General features: G+C 68.8%; 26 protein-coding genes and 1 pseudogene. 11 read left to right on the top strand and 16 right to left on the bottom strand.

Translation table 11 applies throughout. The features are described from left to right. Positions 1-249: 249 nt before the first annotated feature. The 8 genes from STRTUCAR8_RS02070 to STRTUCAR8_RS02040 form a co-directional block, all read right to left on the bottom strand. Complete coding sequence (locus STRTUCAR8_RS02070) at positions 250-558, bottom strand: hypothetical protein (RefSeq protein ID WP_006373723.1); 309 nt, start codon at positions 556-558, stop codon at positions 250-252. Between the two features lie 17 nt (positions 559-575). Beyond that, entirely contained in the window at positions 576-917 is a 342-nt protein-coding gene (locus STRTUCAR8_RS02065; RefSeq protein WP_006373705.1) for an RRQRL motif-containing zinc-binding protein, read from the bottom strand. Then, positions 917-1,894, bottom strand: coding sequence for a hypothetical protein (locus STRTUCAR8_RS02060; protein ID WP_006373700.1), 978 nt, complete (start codon positions 1,892-1,894; stop codon positions 917-919). The genes STRTUCAR8_RS02065 and STRTUCAR8_RS02060 overlap by 1 nt, the downstream gene beginning before the upstream one ends. Then, positions 1,891-2,187, bottom strand: coding sequence for a DUF6303 family protein (locus STRTUCAR8_RS02055; protein ID WP_006373713.1), 297 nt, complete (start codon positions 2,185-2,187; stop codon positions 1,891-1,893). Before STRTUCAR8_RS02055 ends, STRTUCAR8_RS02060 begins: the two co-directional genes overlap by 4 nt. Then, on the bottom strand, positions 2,184-2,630 hold the full coding sequence (locus tag STRTUCAR8_RS02050; RefSeq protein ID WP_006373721.1) for a Pycsar system effector family protein: 447 nt from the start codon (positions 2,628-2,630) through the stop codon (positions 2,184-2,186). The genes STRTUCAR8_RS02055 and STRTUCAR8_RS02050 overlap by 4 nt, the downstream gene beginning before the upstream one ends. Further along, positions 2,627-2,893 carry a DUF6284 family protein gene (locus tag STRTUCAR8_RS02045; RefSeq protein WP_006373722.1) on the bottom strand — a complete coding sequence of 89 codons (267 nt, stop codon included), beginning with the start codon at positions 2,891-2,893 and terminating at the stop codon, positions 2,627-2,629. The genes STRTUCAR8_RS02050 and STRTUCAR8_RS02045 overlap by 4 nt, the downstream gene beginning before the upstream one ends. A 91-nt stretch (positions 2,894-2,984) precedes the next feature. After that, a complete protein-coding gene (locus tag STRTUCAR8_RS53140) occupies positions 2,985-3,134 on the bottom strand; it encodes a hypothetical protein (protein WP_006373714.1) in 150 nt (49 codons plus the stop codon). Between the two features lie 366 nt (positions 3,135-3,500). Beyond that, positions 3,501-4,217 carry a GntR family transcriptional regulator gene (locus STRTUCAR8_RS02040; protein WP_006373701.1) on the bottom strand — a complete coding sequence of 239 codons (717 nt, stop codon included), beginning with the start codon at positions 4,215-4,217 and terminating at the stop codon, positions 3,501-3,503. 59 nt (positions 4,218-4,276) lie between these two features. Here STRTUCAR8_RS02040 and STRTUCAR8_RS02035 point away from each other — a divergent pair, with 59 nt between their 5' ends. Then, complete coding sequence (locus tag STRTUCAR8_RS02035; RefSeq protein ID WP_044471480.1) at positions 4,277-5,089, top strand: class I SAM-dependent methyltransferase; 813 nt, start codon at positions 4,277-4,279, stop codon at positions 5,087-5,089. Between the two features lie 47 nt (positions 5,090-5,136). On the opposite strand, the gene STRTUCAR8_RS52240 is transcribed toward STRTUCAR8_RS02035, so the two are convergent. The 5 genes and pseudogenes from STRTUCAR8_RS52240 to STRTUCAR8_RS02020 form a co-directional block, all read right to left on the bottom strand. Next, positions 5,137-5,673: a hypothetical protein gene (locus STRTUCAR8_RS52240; RefSeq protein ID WP_143666385.1), complete on the bottom strand. Its 537-nt coding sequence runs from the start codon at positions 5,671-5,673 to the stop codon at positions 5,137-5,139. 25 nt (positions 5,674-5,698) lie between these two features. After that, entirely contained in the window at positions 5,699-6,616 is a 918-nt protein-coding gene (locus STRTUCAR8_RS02030) for a hypothetical protein (RefSeq protein ID WP_006373712.1), read from the bottom strand. A gap of 514 nt (positions 6,617-7,130) precedes the next feature. Then, positions 7,131-7,532, bottom strand: coding sequence for a hypothetical protein (locus STRTUCAR8_RS02025; protein ID WP_006373702.1), 402 nt, complete (start codon positions 7,530-7,532; stop codon positions 7,131-7,133). Next, positions 7,529-7,791, bottom strand: a pseudogene (locus STRTUCAR8_RS49140) (hypothetical protein). The gene STRTUCAR8_RS02025 and the pseudogene STRTUCAR8_RS49140 overlap by 4 nt, the downstream one beginning before the upstream one ends. 330 nt (positions 7,792-8,121) lie before the next feature. Further along, positions 8,122-8,541, bottom strand: a complete 420-nt coding sequence (locus STRTUCAR8_RS02020; protein ID WP_006373724.1) for an arsenate reductase ArsC — start codon at positions 8,539-8,541, stop codon at positions 8,122-8,124. Between the two features lie 174 nt (positions 8,542-8,715). Between STRTUCAR8_RS02020 and STRTUCAR8_RS02015 the strand changes: the two genes are divergently transcribed. Together STRTUCAR8_RS02015 and arsB are read left to right on the top strand one after the other, a co-directional pair. Then, on the top strand, positions 8,716-9,024 hold the full coding sequence (locus STRTUCAR8_RS02015) for an ArsR/SmtB family transcription factor (RefSeq protein ID WP_006373715.1): 309 nt from the start codon (positions 8,716-8,718) through the stop codon (positions 9,022-9,024). After that, entirely contained in the window at positions 9,021-10,112 is a 1,092-nt protein-coding gene (gene arsB, locus STRTUCAR8_RS02010) for an ACR3 family arsenite efflux transporter (RefSeq protein WP_044471479.1), read from the top strand. The genes STRTUCAR8_RS02015 and arsB overlap by 4 nt, the downstream gene beginning before the upstream one ends. An 87-nt stretch (positions 10,113-10,199) precedes the next feature. Here arsB and STRTUCAR8_RS02005 read toward each other — a convergent pair whose 3' ends face one another. Further along, positions 10,200-10,580: an ArsR/SmtB family transcription factor gene (locus STRTUCAR8_RS02005; protein ID WP_006373707.1), complete on the bottom strand. Its 381-nt coding sequence runs from the start codon at positions 10,578-10,580 to the stop codon at positions 10,200-10,202. A gap of 163 nt (positions 10,581-10,743) precedes the next feature. Here STRTUCAR8_RS02005 and STRTUCAR8_RS02000 point away from each other — a divergent pair, with 163 nt between their 5' ends. Beyond that, a complete protein-coding gene (locus STRTUCAR8_RS02000; RefSeq protein ID WP_006373720.1) occupies positions 10,744-11,241 on the top strand; it encodes an ArsI/CadI family heavy metal resistance metalloenzyme in 498 nt (165 codons plus the stop codon). A gap of 45 nt (positions 11,242-11,286) precedes the next feature. Here the strand turns inward: STRTUCAR8_RS02000 and STRTUCAR8_RS01995 are convergent, their stop codons facing one another. Both STRTUCAR8_RS01995 and STRTUCAR8_RS01990 read right to left on the bottom strand, forming a co-directional pair. Then, the gene (locus tag STRTUCAR8_RS01995) at positions 11,287-12,357 is read right to left on the bottom strand and encodes an NAD(P)H-dependent amine dehydrogenase family protein (protein ID WP_006373709.1); all 1,071 of its coding nucleotides are present in this window, start codon (positions 12,355-12,357) and stop codon (positions 11,287-11,289) included. A gap of 7 nt (positions 12,358-12,364) precedes the next feature. Beyond that, positions 12,365-13,573 (bottom strand): helix-turn-helix domain-containing protein, encoded by a 1,209-nt coding sequence (locus tag STRTUCAR8_RS01990; RefSeq protein WP_006373704.1) that lies wholly within the window; start codon positions 13,571-13,573, stop codon positions 12,365-12,367. A gap of 505 nt (positions 13,574-14,078) precedes the next feature. Between STRTUCAR8_RS01990 and STRTUCAR8_RS01985 the strand changes: the two genes are divergently transcribed. From STRTUCAR8_RS01985 to STRTUCAR8_RS01955, 7 genes are all read left to right on the top strand, one after another. Next, positions 14,079-15,500 carry an aspartate aminotransferase family protein gene (locus STRTUCAR8_RS01985; RefSeq protein WP_006373711.1) on the top strand — a complete coding sequence of 474 codons (1,422 nt, stop codon included), beginning with the start codon at positions 14,079-14,081 and terminating at the stop codon, positions 15,498-15,500. Further along, positions 15,494-16,534, top strand: a complete 1,041-nt coding sequence (locus STRTUCAR8_RS01980) for an NAD-dependent epimerase/dehydratase family protein (protein WP_006373719.1) — start codon at positions 15,494-15,496, stop codon at positions 16,532-16,534. Before STRTUCAR8_RS01985 ends, STRTUCAR8_RS01980 begins: the two co-directional genes overlap by 7 nt. 71 nt (positions 16,535-16,605) lie before the next feature. Continuing rightward, the gene (locus STRTUCAR8_RS01975; protein WP_234372762.1) at positions 16,606-17,568 is read left to right on the top strand and encodes a UbiA prenyltransferase family protein; all 963 of its coding nucleotides are present in this window, start codon (positions 16,606-16,608) and stop codon (positions 17,566-17,568) included. A 32-nt stretch (positions 17,569-17,600) separates the two neighbouring features. Then, on the top strand, positions 17,601-18,632 hold the full coding sequence (locus tag STRTUCAR8_RS01970; protein ID WP_006373710.1) for a glycosyltransferase family 2 protein: 1,032 nt from the start codon (positions 17,601-17,603) through the stop codon (positions 18,630-18,632). A gap of 22 nt (positions 18,633-18,654) precedes the next feature. Further along, positions 18,655-19,854: an endonuclease/exonuclease/phosphatase family protein gene (locus STRTUCAR8_RS01965; RefSeq protein ID WP_006373717.1), complete on the top strand. Its 1,200-nt coding sequence runs from the start codon at positions 18,655-18,657 to the stop codon at positions 19,852-19,854. Next, positions 19,851-20,843 (top strand): lysylphosphatidylglycerol synthase domain-containing protein, encoded by a 993-nt coding sequence (locus STRTUCAR8_RS01960; RefSeq protein ID WP_044471478.1) that lies wholly within the window; start codon positions 19,851-19,853, stop codon positions 20,841-20,843. The genes STRTUCAR8_RS01965 and STRTUCAR8_RS01960 overlap by 4 nt, the downstream gene beginning before the upstream one ends. After that, positions 20,840-21,832, top strand: a complete 993-nt coding sequence (locus STRTUCAR8_RS01955) for an aldo/keto reductase (protein ID WP_006373725.1) — start codon at positions 20,840-20,842, stop codon at positions 21,830-21,832. Before STRTUCAR8_RS01960 ends, STRTUCAR8_RS01955 begins: the two co-directional genes overlap by 4 nt. The last annotated feature ends 1 nt before the right edge of the window (position 21,833 follow it).

Below are 21,833 nucleotides of genomic sequence, written 5' to 3'. Positions count from 1 at the left end.
ACCACACGCGCGCGGTCACGCGCAGTGAAGGTGTTTCCGGTTTCCTGGTTTCCTAGGGGACCCCTACGCGTGTGCGCGCGAGGACGGAAACTTCCGTCACCCTGCGTCGCCACGGGGCCTCTCGCGCCCGAACAGCCCTCCGGGGGTCAAACCCCACCCGGAAGACCCTTCGGGCGCCCTGCGGGCCACCTACGGCTTCCGGCCCGTTGCGGGGCGCGGGGCCGTAGGCGGGCGGGGCGCGGTGCAGGGTCAGTGCTTGGGGCGGGTGAGGCGGAAGGTGATGCCGCCGACGCCGATGGGCCCGGCGGTCTGCGCGATGACGGTGACCGTGTGCGCGGCGGCATCGAGCAGCGCGCACAGCGCGGCGACCAGTCCCCAGCAGCCCATGACGCTCGCACCCGCGATGACCAGCGGGACCAGGTAGTGACCCAGCGGGCGCCCGCTGCGGTCGCTGGTCTGCACGACGATGACGACGGGTTGCCCAGTGGCTTGCGCGCGGCGGTAGTCGTCGGCGGGAATGTGCGGGGCGATGATCCCCGGCGGGTCACGATGGTTCATCAGGTCCTCCCTCACGATCAGTTGGGGTAGGCGCAGGGCACACACATGCCGAGCGAAGTGGGGATGACGTATCCCGCGTCACGACGGCACTGGGGGCACGTACGGCGGGCGAGGTTCGCCTTGTCGAGCGCGGCCCACCGGCCCGGGGTCATCGCACGCACCGGTTTGGCGTGGTCGATGCGGTAGAGGTAGGCGATCAGCGGGCCCCGCCGGCGACGTGGCCGCTCAAGCTGAGCGGCCACGTCCTGACCACCGGGGCGCAGTCCGAGGGCGCGCAGTTGGCGGTAGGTCGCATATCCGTCCGGGGCGAGCCGCCACCGGTAGACGGGCAGCGAGCCGCCCGCCGATGCGGTGGTCATCAGTGGCCCGTACCGGCGAGGTCGACCGCAACGCCGTTGACGGGGCCGCGCAGTTCGGCGTACCGGGTGGAGACCCAGCCCACCGACCAGCCGCACAGCTCGGCAGCGGTCCGCACCGACATGCCCTCCGCACGGGCGGCGGCCACGATCGCGCGGGCATCGTCCTCGGGGAGCTTGTCCGTGGCCGGGCCGGCGGACAGCAGCGCGGCCCGTTCACGCGCCGCCCGCTCCGCGTGCTCGGTCCGCTCGCGCTCAGCGCGTTCGGCGGCCTCCCGCTCACGGCGTTCACGCTCCCGCCGGGCCTGTTCACGCTCACGCTCACGGTGTTCACGCTCGGCCCGCTCGGCCTGTTCGCGGGCCTGCTCGCGCTCGGCTTCCTCGCGCCGCGCGGCGGCCTCCCGCTCAGCCTGTTCACGGACCATGAGCGCTTCGTGCTCGCGCTGTTCACGCACCAGAGCCGCCGCGTGCTCGCGCTCCTCACGCTCCCGCCGGGCGGCCACGTCACGCCGCTCGGTCAGGGCACGTTCACGGGCCTCACGCTCGGCCTGCTGCCTGACCTCCAGTGCCAGCACGGCGGCGGTGATGGCCCGCCGGTAGGCGAGTCCGGTCTCTGCCGTGACGATCAGCAGCAGCGGCGCGACCGCATGCACCGCCACGCCGACCAGGTCGTTCTTGAGTGCGGAGTCGGCGACGTTGAGGGCGAGAGTCATGCAGCCGGTCATCCACCGCAGGACGATCGGCCAGCGCCCGCCGTTGCCCCCGAGCCGGGCGAGCACCGCGTCCAACCGGACCACGATGACCACAGCGGCATCCACGACCAGGGGAAGGATGGGTGCGGTCCAGTCCCACCTGTCGGGGGTGTGCGCGGCAGCGAGCGGGGTGACGGTGAGGATCGAATACAGCATCGCTCCCGCCACGATCAGCCACGTACCGACCGACAACGCCCGCTCCGCCGAACGGATCTGAACGGTGTTCATACACTCACCTCCGACCATGAACGGACCCGGATCGCGCCAATCAGGCCGACCGGGGAAGAGGGATCGTCAGGGGTCTCGCTGTACTCGGTCCACGTCCACTCAGCGCCCGGCACCGGCTCGAAGCCGAGCACGCTGAGCGCGTCCGTACGGTCCGTGAACGTCGGGACCGCGTGCCCGAACGGGTGCTCCGGCCACCTCTCGCAGGTGTTCAGCAGCACCACGTACAGACGCCACCGGCTCTCACGGATGGACATCTGCGCCGTGAACTCCCGCGCCGTCGTCCGCTCGCTCACCGCAGGCTCCCCAGGGTGAGCAGGAGAGCGAGGATGAGCAGGGCGCCGCCGGTGCAGGTCAGGTCGACCGCACGGCGCAGGCCGGTGAACTTGGCCAGCGCGATGCGGGACAGTCCCGCGACATCCGCCGCCAGGTCCGAGGAGATCGCGCCAGGGATCTCGTCGGCGGTGAGTGTGGCCCACAGCGGGAAGCCGTGCCGGCCGCGCAGGTTCGGACGGACCGACCGCAGCAGCAGACCGGCGGCGGCCACCAGCAGTGCCAGGCCGACCCCGCCGGCGAGGTAAGCGGCGGGGTTCAGCGGCAGATCCTTGGCCACGGTCCAGGCACCGGCCAGGACCGCGCCGACGAACGCCAGCAGCAGACCGGTCTTGGTGTCGGTTCGTGCGATCTCCGCTTTCACTTCGGCGTGCGCGGCCGTCAGGTTCTGGTCGGTGGTGCTCACACGCCCACCCCCGGAACGAGCGGCATGGTCGTGTTGGCCAGCTCGCGGCCGGCGGCGAGCACCCGGCGGCGGGCCCGGCGGATACGGCGGACGTCCAGCTCGGTGGGGGTGCGGTCCATGGTGATGATCTGCGGCGTCCAGCAGGTCGACTCCGCGAGGATCAGCGGCATCTCGCGCTCGATGCCGTCCAGCTCAGCGGCCGTCGGCTCCATCCAGTCGGCGAACGCGGTAACAGCTTCCTGAGCAGTGACGATGTGCTTCATGGGTCGTGATCTCCCTAGCAGGTGTGACGGCCCAACAGCGGCGCCCGGGTTGCACCCCGGGCGCCGCGCGCCGTTTGGTGTGGCGGGTTGGTCAGCCGTTGCGGCCGTAGGCCTCGTTCAGCTCCGCCACCGCGTCCGTGCACTCGCCGGACGTGATGCGGTCGTAGACCTCCTGGCCGATCTGCACGGCTTCCGGGGAGGTCAGGTCGGTGGTGGACTCCTGCGACTTCATGCCGAACATGTGGACCCCTGACGTGTCGTAGATGTGGGCCGGCGCCGAATGGATCGGCGGGCCCCGTTCCCCTGCCTGCTTTGCTGCGTACGCCCGTCGTGGCCGGGCAGGGGAGGCGACCCATCGACCACCCGTGTTCAGGTGGCTGGGTCGGCACACTGTTGAGTTCTCAATCAATCGGCGCTTCCTTCGCACTCACCCCTGCGGGCTTTCCTCCGGGCACATCCATAGATTGGACCGGTGGACCGGTCCAGTCAAGCCAGGCGGAACCTACTTTGTCGACATTCAACGCGTCCTTGCTGGTCAGAGAGCTGAAAGGGCATCAAAAAAGCTGGACCGGCGGACCGGTCCAGCTCTTCTATGGGTAACTCAGGCCTACATCGCATAGGTCTCCACCTGCTCATAGCGGGGGGACGGCGTGACCCCCTCTTCACATACAAGCGGGCGCCCTTGTTGGTCGTACGCGGTGTGCAGGATGACAGCAACGGCCGTCGCCTCAGACAGCGCCAGGTGGTGTGACTCGTGCTCGGTTGCAAGCCGCACCGTGGTCACATCCACCCCCTCCGCCGGATAGCGGCCGGTCTGCCGACGAACGTAACGAGTCGTTCCCTCGGCAATGGGAGCGGTGTCCGCAAGCCGGGGAGAGGCTTCCGCGACCTCCGGCGGGAACCACGCTTCCGCGTAGCTGTGCGGGCTCCCGTCCGGGAGCCGGTGGAGTCGGATGCGCCGCAATGCGGAGACTCCCGAGTCCATGCGCAGGGCGGCGGCCACGCGCACCGGAGGCTCGGCCCAATCCGGCTCACCGATCCTCTCATAGGGCATGCCTCCAGAGATGCGAGCGGAACCCGCTCGCCGTGCCCCCGCAGGTCGCGCCACGGGCGTGTTCGTCACGACGAACCCGGTCCCTTGCTTGGCCACGACAACGCCGTCGTTGCGCAGCACGTCCATTGCCTTGATGGCGGTCGCCCGCGACACCGACCACTGTTCCGCGAGGTCACGTCCGGACGGCAGAGGCTCATCCGGCTCGAACTCGCCAGCGGCGATACGCGCACGTAGTGACTCCGCGATCTCCTCGTACTTCAGTAGGGCCATGACTTCCCTTCCGGCACTCCAGGGTGGACTGGTCCACCGGTACACACCATACTGCTCTTATGTCGAATCGCGAATTGGCCCCTTCTGTCCTGCGCTTTTACGGCGAGACCGTGAACGAGGGCAGCCGCCTGCATCGCTCGGCAGACGGCCGTCTCGAACTGGCCCGAACCAAGGAACTCTTGCGCCGCTTCCTGCCGCCGGCGCCAGCACGTGTACTGGACGTGGGTGGCGGCACCGGAGTGCATGCGGAGTGGCTGGTGAAGGACGGATACGAAGTGTCCTTGGTGGACCCCGTTCCTCGCCACGTTGAACAGGCCTCCGCTGTCTGCCCGGCGGCTCTCGGAGACGCACGCGAGCTGGACGCGGCCGATGACAGCTACGACGTCGTGCAACTCCTCGGCCCGCTTTACCACCTGCCCGACGCCAGCGACCGCCGTACGGCGCTCTCGGAAGCCCGACGCGTCGTGAAACCGGGCGGGTTGGTCGCCGCAGCGGCGATCAACCGCTACGCCTCACTTTTCGAGCACGTCACCTATGCGCATCTGCACACCGAGCGCATGCAGGAGACAATCTCGAAGATCCTCCGCACTGCCGTGCACGACGGCGCACACTTCACCCTGGCGTACTTCCACCGCGCGGAAGAACTCGCTGACGAGCTTCGGGAATCGGGGCTCAGCGACGTGCAGGTGTTCGGGATCGAGGGTCCGGCATGGTCGCTCGTGAAAGCTGTCGAACAGCAGCCGGGCGAGGGGCCCACGGATGAGCTGATCGCGTCCGCCATGACGGCCGCGCGGATGGCTGAGCCATACCCAGAGTTGCTCGCCGCAAGCTCTCATCTACTCGCGGTGGGGCGAGCGGCTCCGCGACTTTAGCCAGCCACTTTGGCGCGAGCCTCGAAGATCACGCCCCAACCATGAACCTATTTATTGACCTTAGGTGGCAGGGCAGAAACATTTTGATGCGCAAACCACAGGCGTTTGAGGCTCATCAAGAGAGCTAGAATTAGGTGAGAGAACACGGTAACAAGGACCACAGTCCATGCGACACCAATAGATTTTTTGGCATCGTGAGTGGCGGATACCGCAACGAGAAGAACAACAAGTAGTAGGCCTACCAGAACTGCCCAGCTTAGATTCGCAAAAAGGTCCCGCACATCTCGAATAATGGCATGGTCGGGGTGGAGTTCTTCATCTCGACGAACGCGCAAACTCAAAGTGAAGACGTTCGTCAAGAGTCCAAACAATAGTCCCGTGAAGATGCCAATTCCGCCGATTAGTTTCGAGGCGTCAAGAATGTGCAGGCGCTCGTAGTGCCGCAAGATTCCACAAGTAACCCCCAGCATGAGCGGCAGGGCAAAGAAGACTACGATATCGCCGGCACGCCTTTTGCCGTCAGCGTCAACGTAGGTGCCGAAGTTAGCCGCCGCGATGTCCCGAACATCCCACTTACCACTCACGGCGGGCCCCCTTGTGTGGCCGTGTCTAGATCATCCAGGCGCCTCGGTCCGCGCCCAGGTACTCCAGTGAAGCACCTACCTCTGACAACACCTCGCGACGGAACACGTCGTCACCGGGTGGACCGTTGCGAGGCCCCTCAAGTGCATAGTTGAACCGTGGCCAGTCACGATCAACGACGATGGTACGGGACCTACCGCCCCGTTCGATCTGTAGGCGAACCTCGTCAGCCTCCGGCAAGCCACGCACAGAGAAGACCGCATCGGGGGGAAGGCTCTTGGCGATGGCGCTCCTGATCCATTCTCGCGGCAGGCGGAGGCGACGAGCGGCTTTGATGCGATGCTCTTGAACTCGCGTTCCCACGTTCCTGTCATCGCCATCGCGCTCTCGCGTGATGTAAGTGATCTCCTGAAGGCTGGATTCCTCTATGAACTTAGTCCAGGCGTTCGTGTCCTGGAAATAGTTGATCTCGATCATCAGCCGCTCGGAGTCGTATCGAGTTTTGAACCAGTCGCGGAACATCACAGTGAGTGAACTGATCGCGCTCGTGTGGCCAATTACTTCCGTGGCCCAGAGAGCGAAGTCGCCGGCCCTTGGGACAAACAGTGCCTGTCGGAGTGGATAGGCTGCCGCATCATCGTCCTGAATTTCATATGCGTCATCCCCAGTCTCAGTGGCGACCACTTTTCCAGGAGTTCCATACCGTCCAGATTCGACCGTGAACCAGAGGGTCCGCTGCGACTCCTCTATCGAGTGCAGTCGAGCGTAGCGCTCGGATTTCTCGACCGTTACACCCTTCGTCCCTACACCATCCACTAGGAACTTCGTATAGATCTCAAATAGATCGTCTTTGCGTGGATTGAAGCTATACACCTGGCGAAACGACTTCGGTTCCTGGATCCTACGAACGCGAATCTCGTACAGTGCAAACTGATGCCTCGGCATATGCCACCTCCGTGTGGTGTGCATATGGTAGACCCATCTTGCACCGAAGCGTGAGGCTTCAACCGAAATTAGCCAGATGGTGTATTAACCACAACGGCTGTCTGAGGGCGACCCGTCAGGCGGCGTTTTGCTGTAGAGGAGCCTCAGCGACCCCCTGCCCGTGGTTCGCATCGAGGAGCGCAACGAACAAGGGGTTGACATGAGTCGAAGAAGCGCGCACATGAGCCTCCGGCGCGACTGTGGTGGTGCTCGTGATGCAGTCGCTCAGTCTCAACGGCAGTCTCATCCGTGGAAGTTCGTGCTCGTTCAGAGCCGTGTCAGCAGACGGCGGCACGCAGGATCTGAACGGCCCTGAACCACCAGGAACGGCAACCAGCAGAGTTGGAAAGCGTGTTGGGGGCAACCCCTCACGAGTTCGAATCTCGTATCCTCCGCCAGTGCCTCACCGGGCACGATGTCGAAGGGCCCCACCTCAGGGTGGGGCCCTTCTTCGTTGTTCTCTCAGCGGCAGCGGTCAGAGTCCGATGATCCGGACCTTGCTGCCGCACAGCCGGGTCATGCCATCGACGTCCGACGTGAGGATGGCAGCCGGGCCGGGCCGGCGCAGGGCCGTTTCCGCGACTGTCGCGTCGATCGCGTACTTGTGCCCGTGCAGACCGGTGTCCTTGAGCAGTTGTGCCGCCGCCTTGGCCGCTAGCCTCCGTGACCGGCTCCACCTTGCCCGGGACAGCGCCCATTGCAGCCGAGGCAGATCCAGCCTGGAGTGGCTCACCTCCACGATGGTGTTGGCACTGACCACGAGGTCGGCGCCCATGTCGTGGAACACCTGGAACATCGCCCCGATTTGCCGGTCCTGGGCGATCCAGGCCGACAGCCCCTCGCTGTCGAGGACAATGCTCTCGATGTGCCCGCTCACGCGGCACTCGCGCCGCCCGGGGCTTGCGTCGCACCGAAAACCCGTGCCCGCGCCGCTTGCCAGCTCCTCTTCACCGAACGCGCCGTGTTCGTCCGCGTGGTTGCGCAGATCCGGCACCGAGGAGCTGGTGCCGGATCTGTCGGGCGACCGCTTCGGCCACGTAGCCGGAGACGTTGTCCGTGACCTTTCTCAGCTCCGCCACCTGCTCGGTGGGGAGCGTCACCGTGATGCGCGCCGTGTCAGCCGTAACGGCAAGCATGCTGCGGTATGCGCACGGTGCGATCACTGTTTCCCGTGCGCGGCCCCGGTCTACGTCTGCCTGTGCGGCTCTCGAATCGCGCCTGGTCCGGTGCCCGACCGCAGCGGGTGACCACGCGGCTGTCGTCGGCCAGATCGACATCCTGCGGGGGAACGCCGCCGACACGTTCCGCACGGCCGGTATCCACGTGCGCTCGCCGCGCGAGCTGGTCCAGGCGTTCACGGTGACCGCGGAGGTCGGACAGCGCACCGCCCCCGGCTCCAGCGCGGGCGGCATGCTGGGCGCCGATGCCCTTCTCGGCTTCCACCGGCAGATCGCGCCGCCTCGCGCTCAGGTCTCCCGAGCCGTGTCGATCTCGGTGATCAGGGCCTCGATACGGCCCCTGATCTCGTCGCGGATGGGGCGGACCGCCTCGACGCCCTTGCCCGCCGGGTCCTCCAGGGCCCAGTCCAGGTACTTCCGGCCGGGGAACACCGGGCAGGCGTCGCCGCAGCCCATGGTGATGACGTAGTCGGACGCCTGGACGGCCTCGGCGGTGAGGACCTTCGGCCGGGCGGCGGCGATGTCGATGCCGACTTCCCGCATGGCCTCGACGGCGGAGGGGTTGACCCGGTCGCCGGGGAGGGAGCCGGCCGAGCGGACCTCGATCCGGTCGCCCGCGAGGTGGGCGAGGAATCCGGCGGCCATCTGGGAACGGCCGGCGTTGTGGACGCAGACGAAGAGCACAGAGGCGAGCGGCGGGGAGGACATCGGTTCTTCCTTCGTCAAGCGTCGAACGTCAGGAGTCGGACGTGGAACGTCGATCGTCGAACGTCGAGGTTCTGGCATCAGTAGCGGTGCGGATGCCACCCCCTACTGACGTCATTCTGCACTGATATCAGACCTGGCTGGTATCAGTACAGAATGATGTGAAAGTATCAGCCCATGATGACGTCCGCCGACACTGACCTGATCCGGGTCCTGGCCGACCCACTCAGGCTCCGGATCGTGACCCTGCTCGCCGAAGAGACGCTGTGCACCACCCACCTGATGGAGGAGACCGGCGCTCGCCAGACCAACCTCTCCAATCACCTGAGAGTGCTGCGCGAGGCCGGTGTCGTCGAGACGGAGCCGTGCGGCCGGTACACCTACTACCGGCTGCGCCCGGACGTCATCGCCCAACTCGCGGGCCGGTTCGCCGACTTGGCCGAGTCCGCCCGCACCGCCGCCGGGAACAAGAGGGCTTGTCCGTGACCCGTACCGAAGTGTCCGCGACGTCCCCCACCGAGGGCTCCTCGGTCGTCGCGAAGCTGTCGACGCTGGACCGATTCCTCGCCGTGTGGATCCTCGTCGCCATGGCTCTCGGACTCGGACTCGGTCGCGTCGTCCCCGGCCTGAACGACGCCCTCGCGAAGGTCGAGGTCGGCGGCATCTCCCTGCCGATCGCCCTCGGCCTGTTGATCATGATGTATCCGGTCCTGGCCAAGGTCCGCTACGACAGACTCGACGCCGTCACCGGCGACAAGAAGCTCATGGTCTCGTCGCTGGTCGTCAACTGGATCGTCGGACCGGCCGTGATGTTCGCGCTGGCCTGGGTCTTCCTGCCGGACCTGCCCGAGTACCGCACCGGCCTGATCATCGTCGGGCTGGCCCGCTGCATCGCGATGGTCATCATCTGGAACGACCTCGCCTGCGGCGACCGTGAGGCGGCGGCCGTACTCGTGGCCCTCAACTCGGTCTTCCAGGTCCTGGCGTTCGGCCTGCTCGGCTGGTTCTACCTCGACCTGCTGCCCGGCCGGCTGGGCCTCGGCGACGGCGAGCACCTCGACATCTCGATGTGGAAGATCGCGCTGAACGTGGTCGTCTTCCTCGGCGTCCCCCTGCTGGCGGGCTTCCTCACCCGCCGTGTCGGCGAACAGAGGCTGGGCCGCGAGAGGTACGAAACCGACTTCCTGCCGAAGATCGGCCCTTGGGCGCTGTACGGCCTGCTCTTCACGATCGTCGTCCTCTTCGCCCTGCAGGGGAGGACGATCACCTCGCAGCCGCTCGACGTCGCCCGCATCGCGCTGCCCCTGCTGGTGTACTTCGCGGTGATGTGGTTCGGCACGTTCGCCCTCGGCAAGGTCATCGGCCTGGCCTACGACCGCACGGCGACCCTCGCCTTCACGGCCGCCGGCAACAACTTCGAGCTGGCCATCGCCGTCGCCATCGCCACCTTCGGCGTCACCTCGGGCCAGGCACTGTCGGGTGTCGTCGGCCCGCTCATCGAAGTCCCGGTCCTGGTCGCGCTGGTGTACGTCTCCCTGGCCTGGCGGCGGAGGTTCGCCCCGGTCGGCAACTGACGGCACCGACGGCAGCAACACCGCGGCGGTCATGACGTGGACGTGCCGCAGGTCCCGGGGCACGGGGCACGGGCGCCCCGGGAGTGACTAGACCGCGGCCGGCGTGGTCGTCAGCAGCAGTCTGCCCATCGCGGCCAGGACCGACGGCTCGACCCGGTAGTACACCCACGTGCCGCGTCGCTCGGAGCTGAGCAGGCCGGCCTCCTTGAGCTTCTTCAGGTGGTGGGAGACGGTCGGCTGGGAGACGCCGACGTCGGAGATGTCGCAGACACAGGCCTCCCCGCCCTCGTGGGAGGCCACCGCCGAGAACAGCCGCAGGCGCACCGGATCACCGAGCGCCTTGAACATCCGCGCGGCCGTCTCGGCCTCCTCCGCGGTGAACGGGCGCTCGGTCAGCGGCGGGCAGCAGGGCGCCCCGGCCTGGCCGGGGGCCGGATCGAGCAGCGGCAGCACCTTCGTATTCGACATGCATCTATGTTGACACATGTCTAAGCAGGCCTGTTGATTCGATGAATGTCTATGTTGACGTTCGTCGATACAAGTGTCATGCTGGCAGCACAGTAGATCGATGGATATCGAAGCAAGGAAGCCAGGGGCCCTCGCCCCCGCTCCCGACCCCAGGAGGTTCGCCATGACATCCCGCGTACAGCTCGCCCTCCGCGTCCCCGACCTCGCCGCGTCCGTGGCCTTCTACAGCAGGCTCTTCGGTACCGAACCCGCCAAACTCCGCGACGGCTACGCCAACTTCGCCGTCGCCGAGCCTCCGCTCAAGCTCGTCCTCATCGAGGGCACCGCGGACGAGGCGACGCGCCTGGACCACCTCGGGGTGGAGGTCGGGAGCACCGAGGCCGTCCAGGCCGCCACGGCCCGCCTGGGTGAGGCCGGCCTGATCACCGACGTGGAGAACGACACCACCTGTTGCTACGCCCTCCAGGACAAGGTCTGGGTCCACGGCCCCGGCCAGGAACCCTGGGAGGTGTACGTCGTCAAGGCCGACGCCGGCTCCCTGGCCAAGCAGCAGGACAGCACCTGCTGCACCGGCGCGACCCCGGCCGACTCCCTCTCCCTCGCCGGCTCCGACTCCGACTCCGACTCGAAGGAACCGGCCGTCGCCGGTGGCTGCTGCTGATCGCAGCGGCACACAACGCCGGTTGACGGAGCGGGAGTTGATCCCTCAGGCCAGCGTCGCCGTGAACGCCGGCAGATCGAGTGTCGTACGGATCCCGGGGGCCGCCGCGCAGACCGCCGGGACCGCGTTCACGGCGCGGTGCGCGGTGTAGCCCGGGGACACCGACGCCATGCGGTCGAGGGGGACCGCCAGGCGCATGTCGACGTCGAGCGGGGCGTCACCCTCGACCGACAGGTGCCAGCCCGTGGGGCGGACGTCCCAGACGGGGTCGAGGTCGGGGGTGCAGTACCAGTTGGCCTGGAAGCGGAGGAGGGTCTCGCCGTCGCGCAGGCCGGAGACCGTCATCCGCTGCGCCGCCACCGTGCCGGCCGGGAGCGTACCGGCGGCGATGGTGGTCTTACGGCGGGCGGTCGCGAGCTCTCCGGTGGCGACGACGGAGTCGAGCGGCAGGCCGAGGGCGTCCGCGACCAGGCGCAGGGACGGGCCGAAGCTGCCGCGGATGTGGGACAGCCGGCCCTCGTCGAAGTCCCCGGGTGCGCTGCCGAACCCCATGACGTCGAACAGCATCCCCGGTGAGTCGCGGCGGGACAGGTCGGCGTACTCCTGGATGGTCAGGCGGTCCAGCCGGCGCTGGACCGACGCGAGGACCAGTGGGACGGCCTCGGTGATGAAGCCGGGGCTGCTGCCCGTGCTGTGGATCGAGGTGCCGCCGCGCGCGCAGGCGGCCTCGACCTGATCCCGTACGGCCGGATCCATGCTCGGCGGGTGGTGGAACTCGCCCCGGGTCGTGACGACGTTCGCGCCCGACTCCAGGATCCGGCACACCTCGTCGAGGTCGCACGCGCGCGGCATGTAGAGCACGCAGTCGGCGCCGAGGCGCAGGACCTCGTCGATGTCATGGGTCGCCCTGACCCCGGTGGAGCCGAGTCCGCACAGGTCACCGGCGTCGCGGCCGGACTTCTCCGGGGAGTGGACGTAGACACCGGTCAGGGACATCCCCGGGTGTTCCAGTACGGCCCGCAGTGAGCCGGTGCCTATGTTGCCGGTGGCCCACTGGACGACGTCGAGACGTCTGCCCACGCCGACGGGGGCCGGTGACCAGGGAGTGCGGTCCATGTTCACCTCACTGTCGTTCGGGTGTCTCCGCGAGGGTCCGCCAGATCTCGGCGGCCAGGTCGATGTTCGACGTCTGCTGGGCCCGTTCGGCGAGTTCCCGCAGCTGGGCGCTGCCCTGTTGCGTGTGGCCCTCCTGGATCAGCAGCCTGCTGTGGAGCATGTCGAGTCTGATGCGGTCCCGGTAGGTGAGCCTCAGTTCGTCGAGCACGAGTTCGTCGTGCGCCGCGCGCGCGTCCTCGTACCTACCCTCCTCGAAGGCGAGATGCACCCGAAGCGTCAACATCTCCTGACGCAGCACCGGGGTGCCGACCAGGGCGAGTGCCGGCTCCGCCTCGTCCAGGCGCCGCCTGCACTCGTCGAGCTGCCGGGGCGAGACCTGGAGATAGAGGGAGGCGGCGGCCAGCCGCAGTCTCATCCACAGGACCAGGTCGAGGCGGCTGTCGAACTCCCCTATGGCCTGCTCCAGTCGTTGCCGGGCGGCGTCGGAGTCGCCCTGACGGAAGCTCACCGTGGCGGCGGCCCACAGGGCTTCCGCGCGCAGCGTGTCCGTACGTTCCGTCACCAGGGCCAGCAGGTCGTCGGCGTGTGCCCGGGCGTCGAAGAGCCGGCCGGCCTCCGCCTCCACCGACACCAGCGTCAGCAGGGCCGCACCGGTGTCCTGGACCGACAGTTTGTGGTCGTGGGCCAGCCGGCTCGCCTCCTGCGCGGCCTCCAGCGCCCGCGGGATCTCGCCGAGGGAGCGCAGACAGCGGGCGAGCTGGGCGCGGGCCCGGCACTGCAGTTCGGGAATCATCAGTTCCTCGGCGGTGCGCACCAGTTCTTCGCGCAGGGTGGCCTCCTCCGCGCGGGCGCCGCGTCCGGCCGCGGCGCCGGAGAGAAGCCAGAGCACCTGCCAGCGCAGCGTCGGATCGACGGCGGGTGACTGTTCCAGGGCGGCGGCCAGCTTCTGCAGCGCCTCGTCGCCCCCGCCGGACGACGTGGCCAGCGCGAGGGCCTCGGCGACCGAACCGACGCTCGGTTCGTCGAACTCGACCGGGTCCACGTGGAGCCGCTCGGCCAGGTAGGCGACGGCACGAGCGGTCGGCTGACGCGCCCCCGACTCCAGCCGGGACAGATAGCCGGTCGACATGTTGTCGCCGGCGACGGCTGCCTGGGACAGCCCCCGCTCCTTGCGCAGTTCCCTGAGGCGGCGTCCGAAGGCAGGTTGCTCCACCATGTGGTCTCCACCAGTCGTTCGTGAGGGTGGCCGGGCCTCGTCCGGCAGGGCCTGTGCCACCTCGATGAGATGCGTGATGTGTCCCCCGACGCCGTGACCACGCTAGCCGGGCGCACGAGGCCTGGCAAGGATTTGCCAAGTTCGGCAGCGCCGATGCGCGTGCCATTTCTGGCAAGCATATGCCTGAAGCGATTCAACGAACGCTTTGACCGGTAGATCCCCGCCCGTTCACGAGATCTTCACCTGCCCTACCCCTGCCTATCTGAGCAGGTAAAAGGGGAACATCCGCACGTCACGGGGTGATTACCCACCGTCTTGGCAAGTACTTGCCAAGCTCTGGCAAGCGCTGTTACGTTCGTTTGGCAACACCGGAGCACGTGCCCTCCCCAGCGGACCCACAAGGTGGTGGTCAGCAATGCACGTCCTGATCGACTGGCCGTAGGCCCTCCACTCGCACCAGCGCGGAGACAACGCAACCCAGCAGCGACGAGAGAGGAAGCCACTCATGCCCGAGCTCATCGGAATCGAGCAGTGCGAACAGCTCAGCGCCAAGCAGGTACAGGCTCTCTACCGGGACTACGTGAGCCGCAGTCACGTGTCCCTCACCACCACGTTCGGCTTCGGCAAGCAGCTGATCGAGAAAGCCGAGGGGGTCTGGCTGCACACCCGGGACGGCGCCCGGATCCTGGACTTCACCGGAGCCGTCGGGGTGCTGAACCACGGGCACAACCACCCGCGCATCCTCGAAGCCCGCAGGCGCTTCGCCGAACGCCACCGGATGGAGGTCCACAAGGCGTTCCTCTCGCCCTACGTGGCCGCCCTCAGCCACAACGTCGGCCGCCTCCTCCCCGGCGACCTCGACATCTCGTACTTCCCCAACTCGGGCGCCGAGGCGAACGAGGGCGCGATCAAGCTGGCGTACAAGTACCACGAGGGCAAGCGGCAGACGATCCTGCGGTCGGACATCAGCTTCCACGGCAAACTGATCGCCACCGGCAGCCTCACCGGCTCCCTGGAGAACAGTTTCCGCTTCCCCGGCATCCCCAACGTGACGTATCCGTACGGCGACATCGACGCCATCCGTGACCTGGTGGCCACGCACCGCACCGCCGACGGCTCCTGCGACGTCTACGCGATCATGGTGGAACCCTTCAGCGCGTCCACCATGAACAGTTGGAGCGAGGCCGCGCTGCGGGAACTGCGGGAGCTGTGCACCCGGGAGGACATCGTCCTGATCTTCGACGAGGTCTACACGGGGTGGGGCAAGTCGGGCAGCCTCTTCTACTTCATGCGGTACGACGGGCTGATACCGGACATCCTCACCTACTCCAAGTCCTTCGGCGGCGGCAAGGCCTCCATCGCCGGGTACACCACCCGGGAGCCGGTGTTCCGCAAGGCCTACGACCGGCTCAGTGAGGTGATCCTGCACTCCACGACCTACTACGGCTTCGGGGAGGAGACGGCCACCGCGATCGAGGCCGTCAACATCATCGTGGAGGACGACTACCCGGGCCGGGCCCGCAAGATCGAGGAGATGCTCACCCACGGGCTGGCCGAGATCCAGCGCAAGCACCCCGAGACGGTGACCGCCACCGAAGGCGTCGGCGCCATCCACGGCGTCTTCCTCGGAGGCGGTACGAAACTCCTCGACCTGGCGGGCAAGCTGGCGCCCTCGGGGCTGTCGGCCGACCCGAAGTTCCGTACGAAGCTGATCACCAGTGCGGTGATCGCCGAGCTCTACCGCGAGCACGGCATCCTCACCTACTTCAGCCCCAACGGGGACAACCCGCTGGTGGTGGCTCCCTCCCTGGTCGTCGAGCCGGCCGAGGTGAACTACTTCCTGGAGAGCCTGGACGCGACCCTCGCCAAGGGACTGCCGGGCCTGCTCACCAAGTTCGCCCGCGACCGGGTGCTGGCCCGATGGTGAGCCGCGTCGTCGTCACGGGCAGCAGCGGCATGCTGGGCCGCAACCTCGTCGCGCGCTTCGCCGCCGACGGCTGGTCCGTCACCGGCCTCGACATCGCCCCCAGCGGTCAACAGCCGTCCGGCGTACGGGAGATCACCGGCGACATCCGCGACCCGGAAGCGGTGGGCCGCGCCCTGGAGGGCGCCGACCTGCTGGTGCACTGCGCGGCGGCCCTGCCCAGCTACCCGGCCGAGGAGATCCGTTCCATCGTCGTCGGCGGCACCCGCACCCTGCTGAGCGCCGCCCGCCGGCTGGACGTGCCCCGTACCGTGCACATCTCCTCGACCGCCGTCTACGGACTCCCGGACGTCGTCCCCACCCCCGAGACCCATCCGTACGCCCCCGTCGACCACTACAGCCGGGCCAAGGCCGAGGCCGAGGCGCTCGCGCTGAACTTCCGGGACGAGGGCATGGTGCTGCCGGTGCTGCGCCCCAAGACCTTCGTGGGGCCGGGTCGCATGGGGCTGTTCTCGATGCTCTTCGAGTGGGCCGAGGAGGGACGCAACTTCCCCGTGCTCGGCCGCGGTGACGTACGCATCCAGATGCTCGCCATCGACGACCTGGTGGACGCCGTCGTCCTTGCCGCCACCGCCTCCGCGGACGTCGCGAACGGCACATTCAACGTCGCCGCCGCCGAGTTCGGCACCCTCCGCGAGGACTTCCAGGCCGTCCTGGACGAAGCGGGACACGGCAGACGTATCGTCTCCGTCCCGGCCGGGCCCGCCCTCGCCGCGCTCCAACTGCTCCAGAAGGCCCGGCTGTCCCCGGTCTACGGGCGGCTCCTGCAGAAGCTGCGCGCCGATTCGTACGTCAGTACCGACCACATCCGGGAAACGCTCGGCTTCGTCCCCCGAAGCTCCAACCGGGACGCCATCCTCGCCACGTACCGCTGGTGGCGTCAGCAGCCGCGCGGGGCTCAGGCCGCCCGGGCCGGCCGGACCAGCCGCGATCCCTGGCGGCAGGGCGCCCTCGGACTGGCCAAGGTCCTCTTCTGAGGCGTACGGCGCTGTATCCCCCCACACAACTCCCTTTGCTCTCCCTCGACTTCTGGCACGAGGAGATCACCATGTCCACCGTCACCACGCCCGGTACGCGCCCGGCTCCCGACGCGCCCGCGCTCGCCGCTCCCCCGACTCCCCCACAACCCGCCCGCCGGCGCGGTCCGTTCGCCGAGCTGCTGACCCTGTCCCGCCCCTACCAGTGGGCCAAGAACCCGCTGGCCGTGGCGCTCGCCCTGATCACGATGCCGGTCTGGGGAACCGACACGGTGCTGGGTATCGCCTGGTCGACCGGGCTGTTCGTGCTCGCCTCCGTGGCCGTGTACGTCCTCAACGACGTCCTCGACCGGCACCGTGACGGCCTGCACCCCGTCAAACGGCACCGCCCGCTGGCCTCCGGCCGACTGCGGGTCCCGACCGCCCTCGGTTTCCTGGCCGTGGTGTGCGCGCTCTTCGCGGGCGGGGTCGTCCTCGCCTCACCGGCCCGCTGCTGGCCCGTCCTCGTCTACCTCGGGCTGAACCTCGCCTACAGCCTGCGGCTCAAGCACATCCCGCTCGTCGACGCCTTCTGCGTGGCCCTCGGGTTCGTGCTCCGCACGCTCCAGGGCTACACCGCCGTCGACGTGCCCGCCTCCGGCTGGCTGCTGCTCACCGTGTTCTCGGTCTGCCTGCTGCTCGTCTTCGGCAAACGGCGGCACGAACTGGCCCGGGGAAACGCCACCCACCGGCCCGCGCTGCGCGGCTACACCGTCCCCTACCTGGACCATCTGACCGTGATCAGTGCCACCCTGGCCACCGTCGGCTATCTGCTCTGCGTCCGCTCGGACATGGCCCTCCAGGACGGCACGGCGACCCTGGTGCTGCTCACCGCGCCCTGCGCGTTCTTCGCCGTCTTCCGCTACCTGCAGCTCCTGCTCGTCGGACACGGCGGAGCCGACCCGGTCCGCACCCTCTCCGGCGACCGGCTGCTGGTCGGCAGCGGTCTGCTGTGGGCCGCGCTGACGGCCGTATGCCTCGCGGCTCTGCACTGACCTCGCCGACCTCACTGAAGGAACGATTTGCCATGGACTCGCTCCCCCTGGTCTCCGTCGTCATCCCCAACTACAACTACGGCCGCACGATCGGCCTGTGCCTCGACTCGGTACGCCGGCAGACGTACCCGCACCTCGAAGTGATCGTCGTGGACGACTGCTCCACCGACGACTCCGCGCACATCGCCCGCGAGGCCGGGGTCACCGTGCTCAGCACCGGTACCAACAGCGGGGTCGCGGCCACCCGCAACGTCGGTGTCCGGCACGCGAACGGCGAGGTGCTCCTCTTCCTCGACTCCGACGTGGCACTCGCCCCCGACGCCGTGCACAACGCCGTGGGCAGACTCCTCGCCGAGCCCGACGCCGGTGCCGTGTGCGGGATCTACGAACCCGTGCCGCTGATCCGGGACAGCATGGTCGAGGAGTGCCGTTCGCTCCAGGCCTACTACTGGAGAGAGACGGCGGAGGGCACGGTCACCTTCCTCTTCCCGTCCATCTGCGCCATGTGGCGCCGGGTGTACGACGACGTCGGGCCGTTCGACGCCCGGCTGCGGCAGACGGAGGAGGTGGACTACGGGCTGCGGCTCTCCGCGCGCTACGACCTCATCCTCACCTCCACCGTCCGCGGCACCCACGACGACGACCACGAACTCCTGCCGCTGGCCCGCAAGATCTTCACCCGGGCACGGCTGCGCGTGCCGCTGTACGCCCGCCGGCGCAGGTTCGCCAAGGGCTTCGAGACCGCGTCCCGCGCCTGGGGAAGCCTCGCCGCGCTCATGGCACTGCCCGCCCTGCTGCTGCCGCTGCTCGTGGGCACCGTCGGCTGGCTGCTGCCCGCCGGGCTGCTGGCTCTCTCCCTCGGCTGCGACCTCGGCATGTACCGCTATGTGCGCTCGGCGCGCGGCACCGGCTTCCTGCTGTTCTTCGTCGCCGTCCAGTTCGTCTTCAACCTGGCGGTGGCCTCCGGAGTGGTGACGGGGGTACTGCACTGGCTGCTCTCCGGCCGGTTCAGGGCTCTGTACGACCGCGAGGGCGCCCCGGTCGCCGTTCTGCCCGCCCGCTGACACTGAGGAAACGGTGCCCAGTATGGACAGCAGTACGGACATCAGTACGGATGTCAGCGCGGCCACCACCGCCGCTCCCTCGCCCGGTTCCGGCGTCGTCGCTCCCGGACCCGGCCCCGTCGCCCCGCGCCGCTGGTGCCTCTACACCCGGCTGCTGCTCGCGGTCGGCGCCGGCTGGCTCGTGCTTCTCCTCCTCCAGTACGCGCTCAGCGGCCGTTGGTGGGCCATGATGGCGCTCAACCTCGAACCGCCGGTCGCCTTTCTCGCCGTACCCCTGCTGCTCCTCGCCGGTGTCCCCGCCGCTCGGCTGGCCCGGCGCAGGGTGCCCCGGCGGCCCGCGCTGGCCGTCACCGGTCTCGCCCTGGCCGGGCTGGTCCTCGGATACCCGTGGTCGGGCCTGAACCCGGCCGCCCTGTGGAACGGCACCGGCGAGGTACCTCCCGGCGCGCTGCGCGTCGTCTCCTTCAACACCCTGGCCTGGGGCAAGAGCACCACCCCGGACCGCTTCTACCAGGCGCTGAAGGCACGGAACGCCGACGTGTACCTGCTCCAGGAGTACGTCTGGAGCGACCAGGACGACGCCAACGAGCGGCGGATCGACGACATGGCCCGGATACGGCGGGAGTTCCCCCAGTACCACGTGGCCGTACAGGGCGAACTCGTCACGCTCTCCCGGTACCCGATCGTCTACCGCCCGCCGGTCGGTCCGTACGGGGCCACCGCCCACGCCGCCTCGCCCGACTGGTACGACGTCTACCGGACCGGGAAGGTGCTGCGCACCGACATCCGCGTCCGGGGGGACGTCGTCTCCCTCTACAACGTGCACATCCCCGTCCAGGTGGACATGCGTGAGAGCTTTCTGACGCCCACCTTCTACCGGGTGATCCACGACCGTGAGGCGGCCCGCCGCGCCCAGTACCGGGGGCTGCTCGACGACATCGGCGCCAACCCCCACCCCCTGCTGGTCGCCGGGGACTTCAACACCACCGCCGCGATGGGCGATCTGCGGCCGCTGCGTTCGGCACTGGACGACGCGGCCGACCACGGCGGTTCGGTCCTGCCCCTCTCGTGGAACGAGCAGGGCCGGCTGAGGCTGTGGCGGCTCGACTGGACGTTCACCTCTACGGGCCTGAAGACATACCGGTACGCGCTCACCTCGCTGCCGGAGATCTCCGACCACCGTCTCCAGGAAACCGTCGTCTCCGTGCGGGCGTCCCGATGAACCGGAGCCGGCGCCTTGTCAGGGCGGTCCTGGCGGTGACGTTTCTCGCCGCTGCCGCCGTCGGCATGGGCGCGGTGCTGTGGGGCCACGGCGACGACGTCCTGGCGATGTTCTCCGGGCCCGGGGCCGGCGCGCTGCTCGGCTGCGCGCTGCTGGCCAAAATCCTTGGCCAGCTTGCCGGTTGGGCCTCCTGGCGGGCCGGGCTGACCGGGCTCGGCGCACCGCTGCCGGCCCGGCGGAGCGCGCGCATCTATTTCCTGGCGCTGCTGGGCAAGTACATACCGGGGCCCGTCTGGGGCGTGCTGGCCTACGTCCGGCTCGGCGGAGCGGCCGGCGTCGGCGCGGGCCGGATGGTGACGGCCTATCTGCTCAACACGGTCGTGGTGCTGCTCACGGCCGCCGTCGTGGGGCTGCTGTGCGCTCCGGGGCTCGGCGCCGGCGGCTGGTGGCTGCTGGCCGCGGCTCCGCTCGCCCTCGCCGTGCTGTGGCGCCCCCGTCTGCTGCTGCGTGTGGTGTCGGGGGCGGCCCGGCTGCTGCGGCGCGAGCCGCCGTCGGGGGAGTTCTCCGACCGGAGTGTGCGGGCCGCGATCGGGCTGGAGACGCTGTGCTGGGCGGTCTCGGGGCTGCACCTGTGGCTGGTCGCCGTCCTCCTCGGCGCCTCGCCTGGAGAGGCCCTGCCGGTCTGTCTGGGCGCGTTCGCCCTGGCCACGGTCGTCGGGGCGCTCACCCTGGTGGTGCCCGACGGCGCCGGCACCCGGGAACTCGTCCTGCTCGCCGCGCTGTCGGCCGTCCTGCCCTGGGCCCAGGCGGGCGCGGCGGCGCTGGCCAGCAGAGTGGTCTGCACAGTGGCCGAACTGCTCGGCGCGGGCGGGGTGTTGCTGCTGGCCGGCCGAGAGAAGATCGACAAACTGCCCGATACGCCAGTGAAGGTACCGGTGAGGACACCAGTACCCGGAAACCGAAGTATGCGACACAAAGGAGTGACATGAACGACCAGCGACGAACCCTTGTCGCCGACGGGCCCGAGGTGTCGGCCCTCGGGCTCGGCACCTGGGCGCTCGGCGGCCCTTCCGCCGCCGGTGACCAACCCCTCGGCTGGGGCGCCCGGTTCGACCGTGCGGAGGCCGCGGACGTGTTCCGGGCCGCGTACGACAGCGGCATCACGCTCTACGACACGGCCGACGCCTATGGCACGGGCACCGCGGAGCGGCTGATCGGCGAGACCCTGTCGGGCAAGCGCGACCGGATCACCCTGGTCTCCAAGTGGGGCAACACCATCGACGAGGAGGCCCGGCAGCTCACCGGCCAGAACGCCACCCCCGGTTACGTCCGCCAGGCCCTGGAAGCCTCCCTCGGCAGGCTGCGCACCGACTACCTCGACCTCTACCTGCTCCACCTGTCCGGCCTGCCCGTCGCCGAGGCCGACGAGCTGCTGGGCACCCTCCAGGACCTGGTGACGCAGGGCGCGATCCGCGCGTACGGCTGGTCCACGGACGACCCGGAGCTCGCCGCCGCCTGGGTGGGCCGACCCGGCTTCGGGGGCCTGGAGTTCGAGGTCAACGTGGTGCATGACGCGCCCGCCCTCATCGGGCTCTGCGAGGAGCACGGCATCCCCGGACTGGCACGGGGCCCGCTGGGCACCGGCCTGCTCACCGGCGCGCACCCGCTGGGCTCCCTGATCACGGACGAGCAGGACTTCCGGCGCCGTTCCCCGGACTGGCTCAACTACTTCCAGGACGGCGCCCCGGTGAAGGAACTCGCCGAGGCGCTGGAGTCCGTACGGCACATCCTGACCTCCGGGGGCCGCACGCTCGCCCAGGGCGCGCTCGCCTGGCTGTGGGCGCGTTCACCCTCGCTGCTGCCCGTGCCCGGGGCCCGGACGGTCGCCCAGGTGCGGGAGAACGCCGCCGCGATGGAGCACGGCCCGCTCACCGCGGACCAGATGCGGGAGATCGACGGGCTGCTCGCGGCGAGGTGAC

This window comes from Streptomyces turgidiscabies Car8, from assembly GCF_000331005.1.
In the GTDB taxonomy this organism is placed as follows: domain Bacteria; phylum Actinomycetota; class Actinomycetes; order Streptomycetales; family Streptomycetaceae; genus Streptomyces; species Streptomyces turgidiscabies.
This window is presented reverse-complemented; position numbering and strand designations above follow the sequence as displayed.

Coding starts and splice junctions, on each gene's coding strand:
- STRTUCAR8_RS02030 (WP_006373712.1), bottom strand. CDS start 6,616: ATGCCGAGGCATCAGTTTGCACTGTACGAGATTCGCGTTCGTAGGATC.
- STRTUCAR8_RS02035 (WP_044471480.1), top strand. CDS start 4,277: ATGTCGAATCGCGAATTGGCCCCTTCTGTCCTGCGCTTTTACGGCGAG.
- STRTUCAR8_RS01970 (WP_006373710.1), top strand. CDS start 17,601: ATGGACTCGCTCCCCCTGGTCTCCGTCGTCATCCCCAACTACAACTAC.
- STRTUCAR8_RS01955 (WP_006373725.1), top strand. CDS start 20,840: ATGAACGACCAGCGACGAACCCTTGTCGCCGACGGGCCCGAGGTGTCG.
- STRTUCAR8_RS02000 (WP_006373720.1), top strand. CDS start 10,744: ATGACATCCCGCGTACAGCTCGCCCTCCGCGTCCCCGACCTCGCCGCG.
- STRTUCAR8_RS01965 (WP_006373717.1), top strand. CDS start 18,655: ATGGACAGCAGTACGGACATCAGTACGGATGTCAGCGCGGCCACCACC.
- STRTUCAR8_RS01990 (WP_006373704.1), bottom strand. CDS start 13,573: ATGGTGGAGCAACCTGCCTTCGGACGCCGCCTCAGGGAACTGCGCAAG.
- STRTUCAR8_RS01960 (WP_044471478.1), top strand. CDS start 19,851: ATGAACCGGAGCCGGCGCCTTGTCAGGGCGGTCCTGGCGGTGACGTTT.
- STRTUCAR8_RS02015 (WP_006373715.1), top strand. CDS start 8,716: ATGATGACGTCCGCCGACACTGACCTGATCCGGGTCCTGGCCGACCCA.
- STRTUCAR8_RS02005 (WP_006373707.1), bottom strand. CDS start 10,580: ATGTCGAATACGAAGGTGCTGCCGCTGCTCGATCCGGCCCCCGGCCAG.
- STRTUCAR8_RS01980 (WP_006373719.1), top strand. CDS start 15,494: ATGGTGAGCCGCGTCGTCGTCACGGGCAGCAGCGGCATGCTGGGCCGC.
- STRTUCAR8_RS02060 (WP_006373700.1), bottom strand. CDS start 1,894: ATGAACACCGTTCAGATCCGTTCGGCGGAGCGGGCGTTGTCGGTCGGT.
- STRTUCAR8_RS01985 (WP_006373711.1), top strand. CDS start 14,079: ATGCCCGAGCTCATCGGAATCGAGCAGTGCGAACAGCTCAGCGCCAAG.
- STRTUCAR8_RS02065 (WP_006373705.1), bottom strand. CDS start 917: ATGACCACCGCATCGGCGGGCGGCTCGCTGCCCGTCTACCGGTGGCGG.
- STRTUCAR8_RS02070 (WP_006373723.1), bottom strand. CDS start 558: ATGAACCATCGTGACCCGCCGGGGATCATCGCCCCGCACATTCCCGCC.
- STRTUCAR8_RS01975 (WP_234372762.1), top strand. CDS start 16,606: ATGTCCACCGTCACCACGCCCGGTACGCGCCCGGCTCCCGACGCGCCC.
- STRTUCAR8_RS01995 (WP_006373709.1), bottom strand. CDS start 12,357: ATGGACCGCACTCCCTGGTCACCGGCCCCCGTCGGCGTGGGCAGACGT.
- STRTUCAR8_RS02040 (WP_006373701.1), bottom strand. CDS start 4,217: ATGGCCCTACTGAAGTACGAGGAGATCGCGGAGTCACTACGTGCGCGT.
- STRTUCAR8_RS53140 (WP_006373714.1), bottom strand. CDS start 3,134: ATGTTCGGCATGAAGTCGCAGGAGTCCACCACCGACCTGACCTCCCCG.
- STRTUCAR8_RS02045 (WP_006373722.1), bottom strand. CDS start 2,893: ATGAAGCACATCGTCACTGCTCAGGAAGCTGTTACCGCGTTCGCCGAC.
- STRTUCAR8_RS02020 (WP_006373724.1), bottom strand. CDS start 8,541: ATGTCCTCCCCGCCGCTCGCCTCTGTGCTCTTCGTCTGCGTCCACAAC.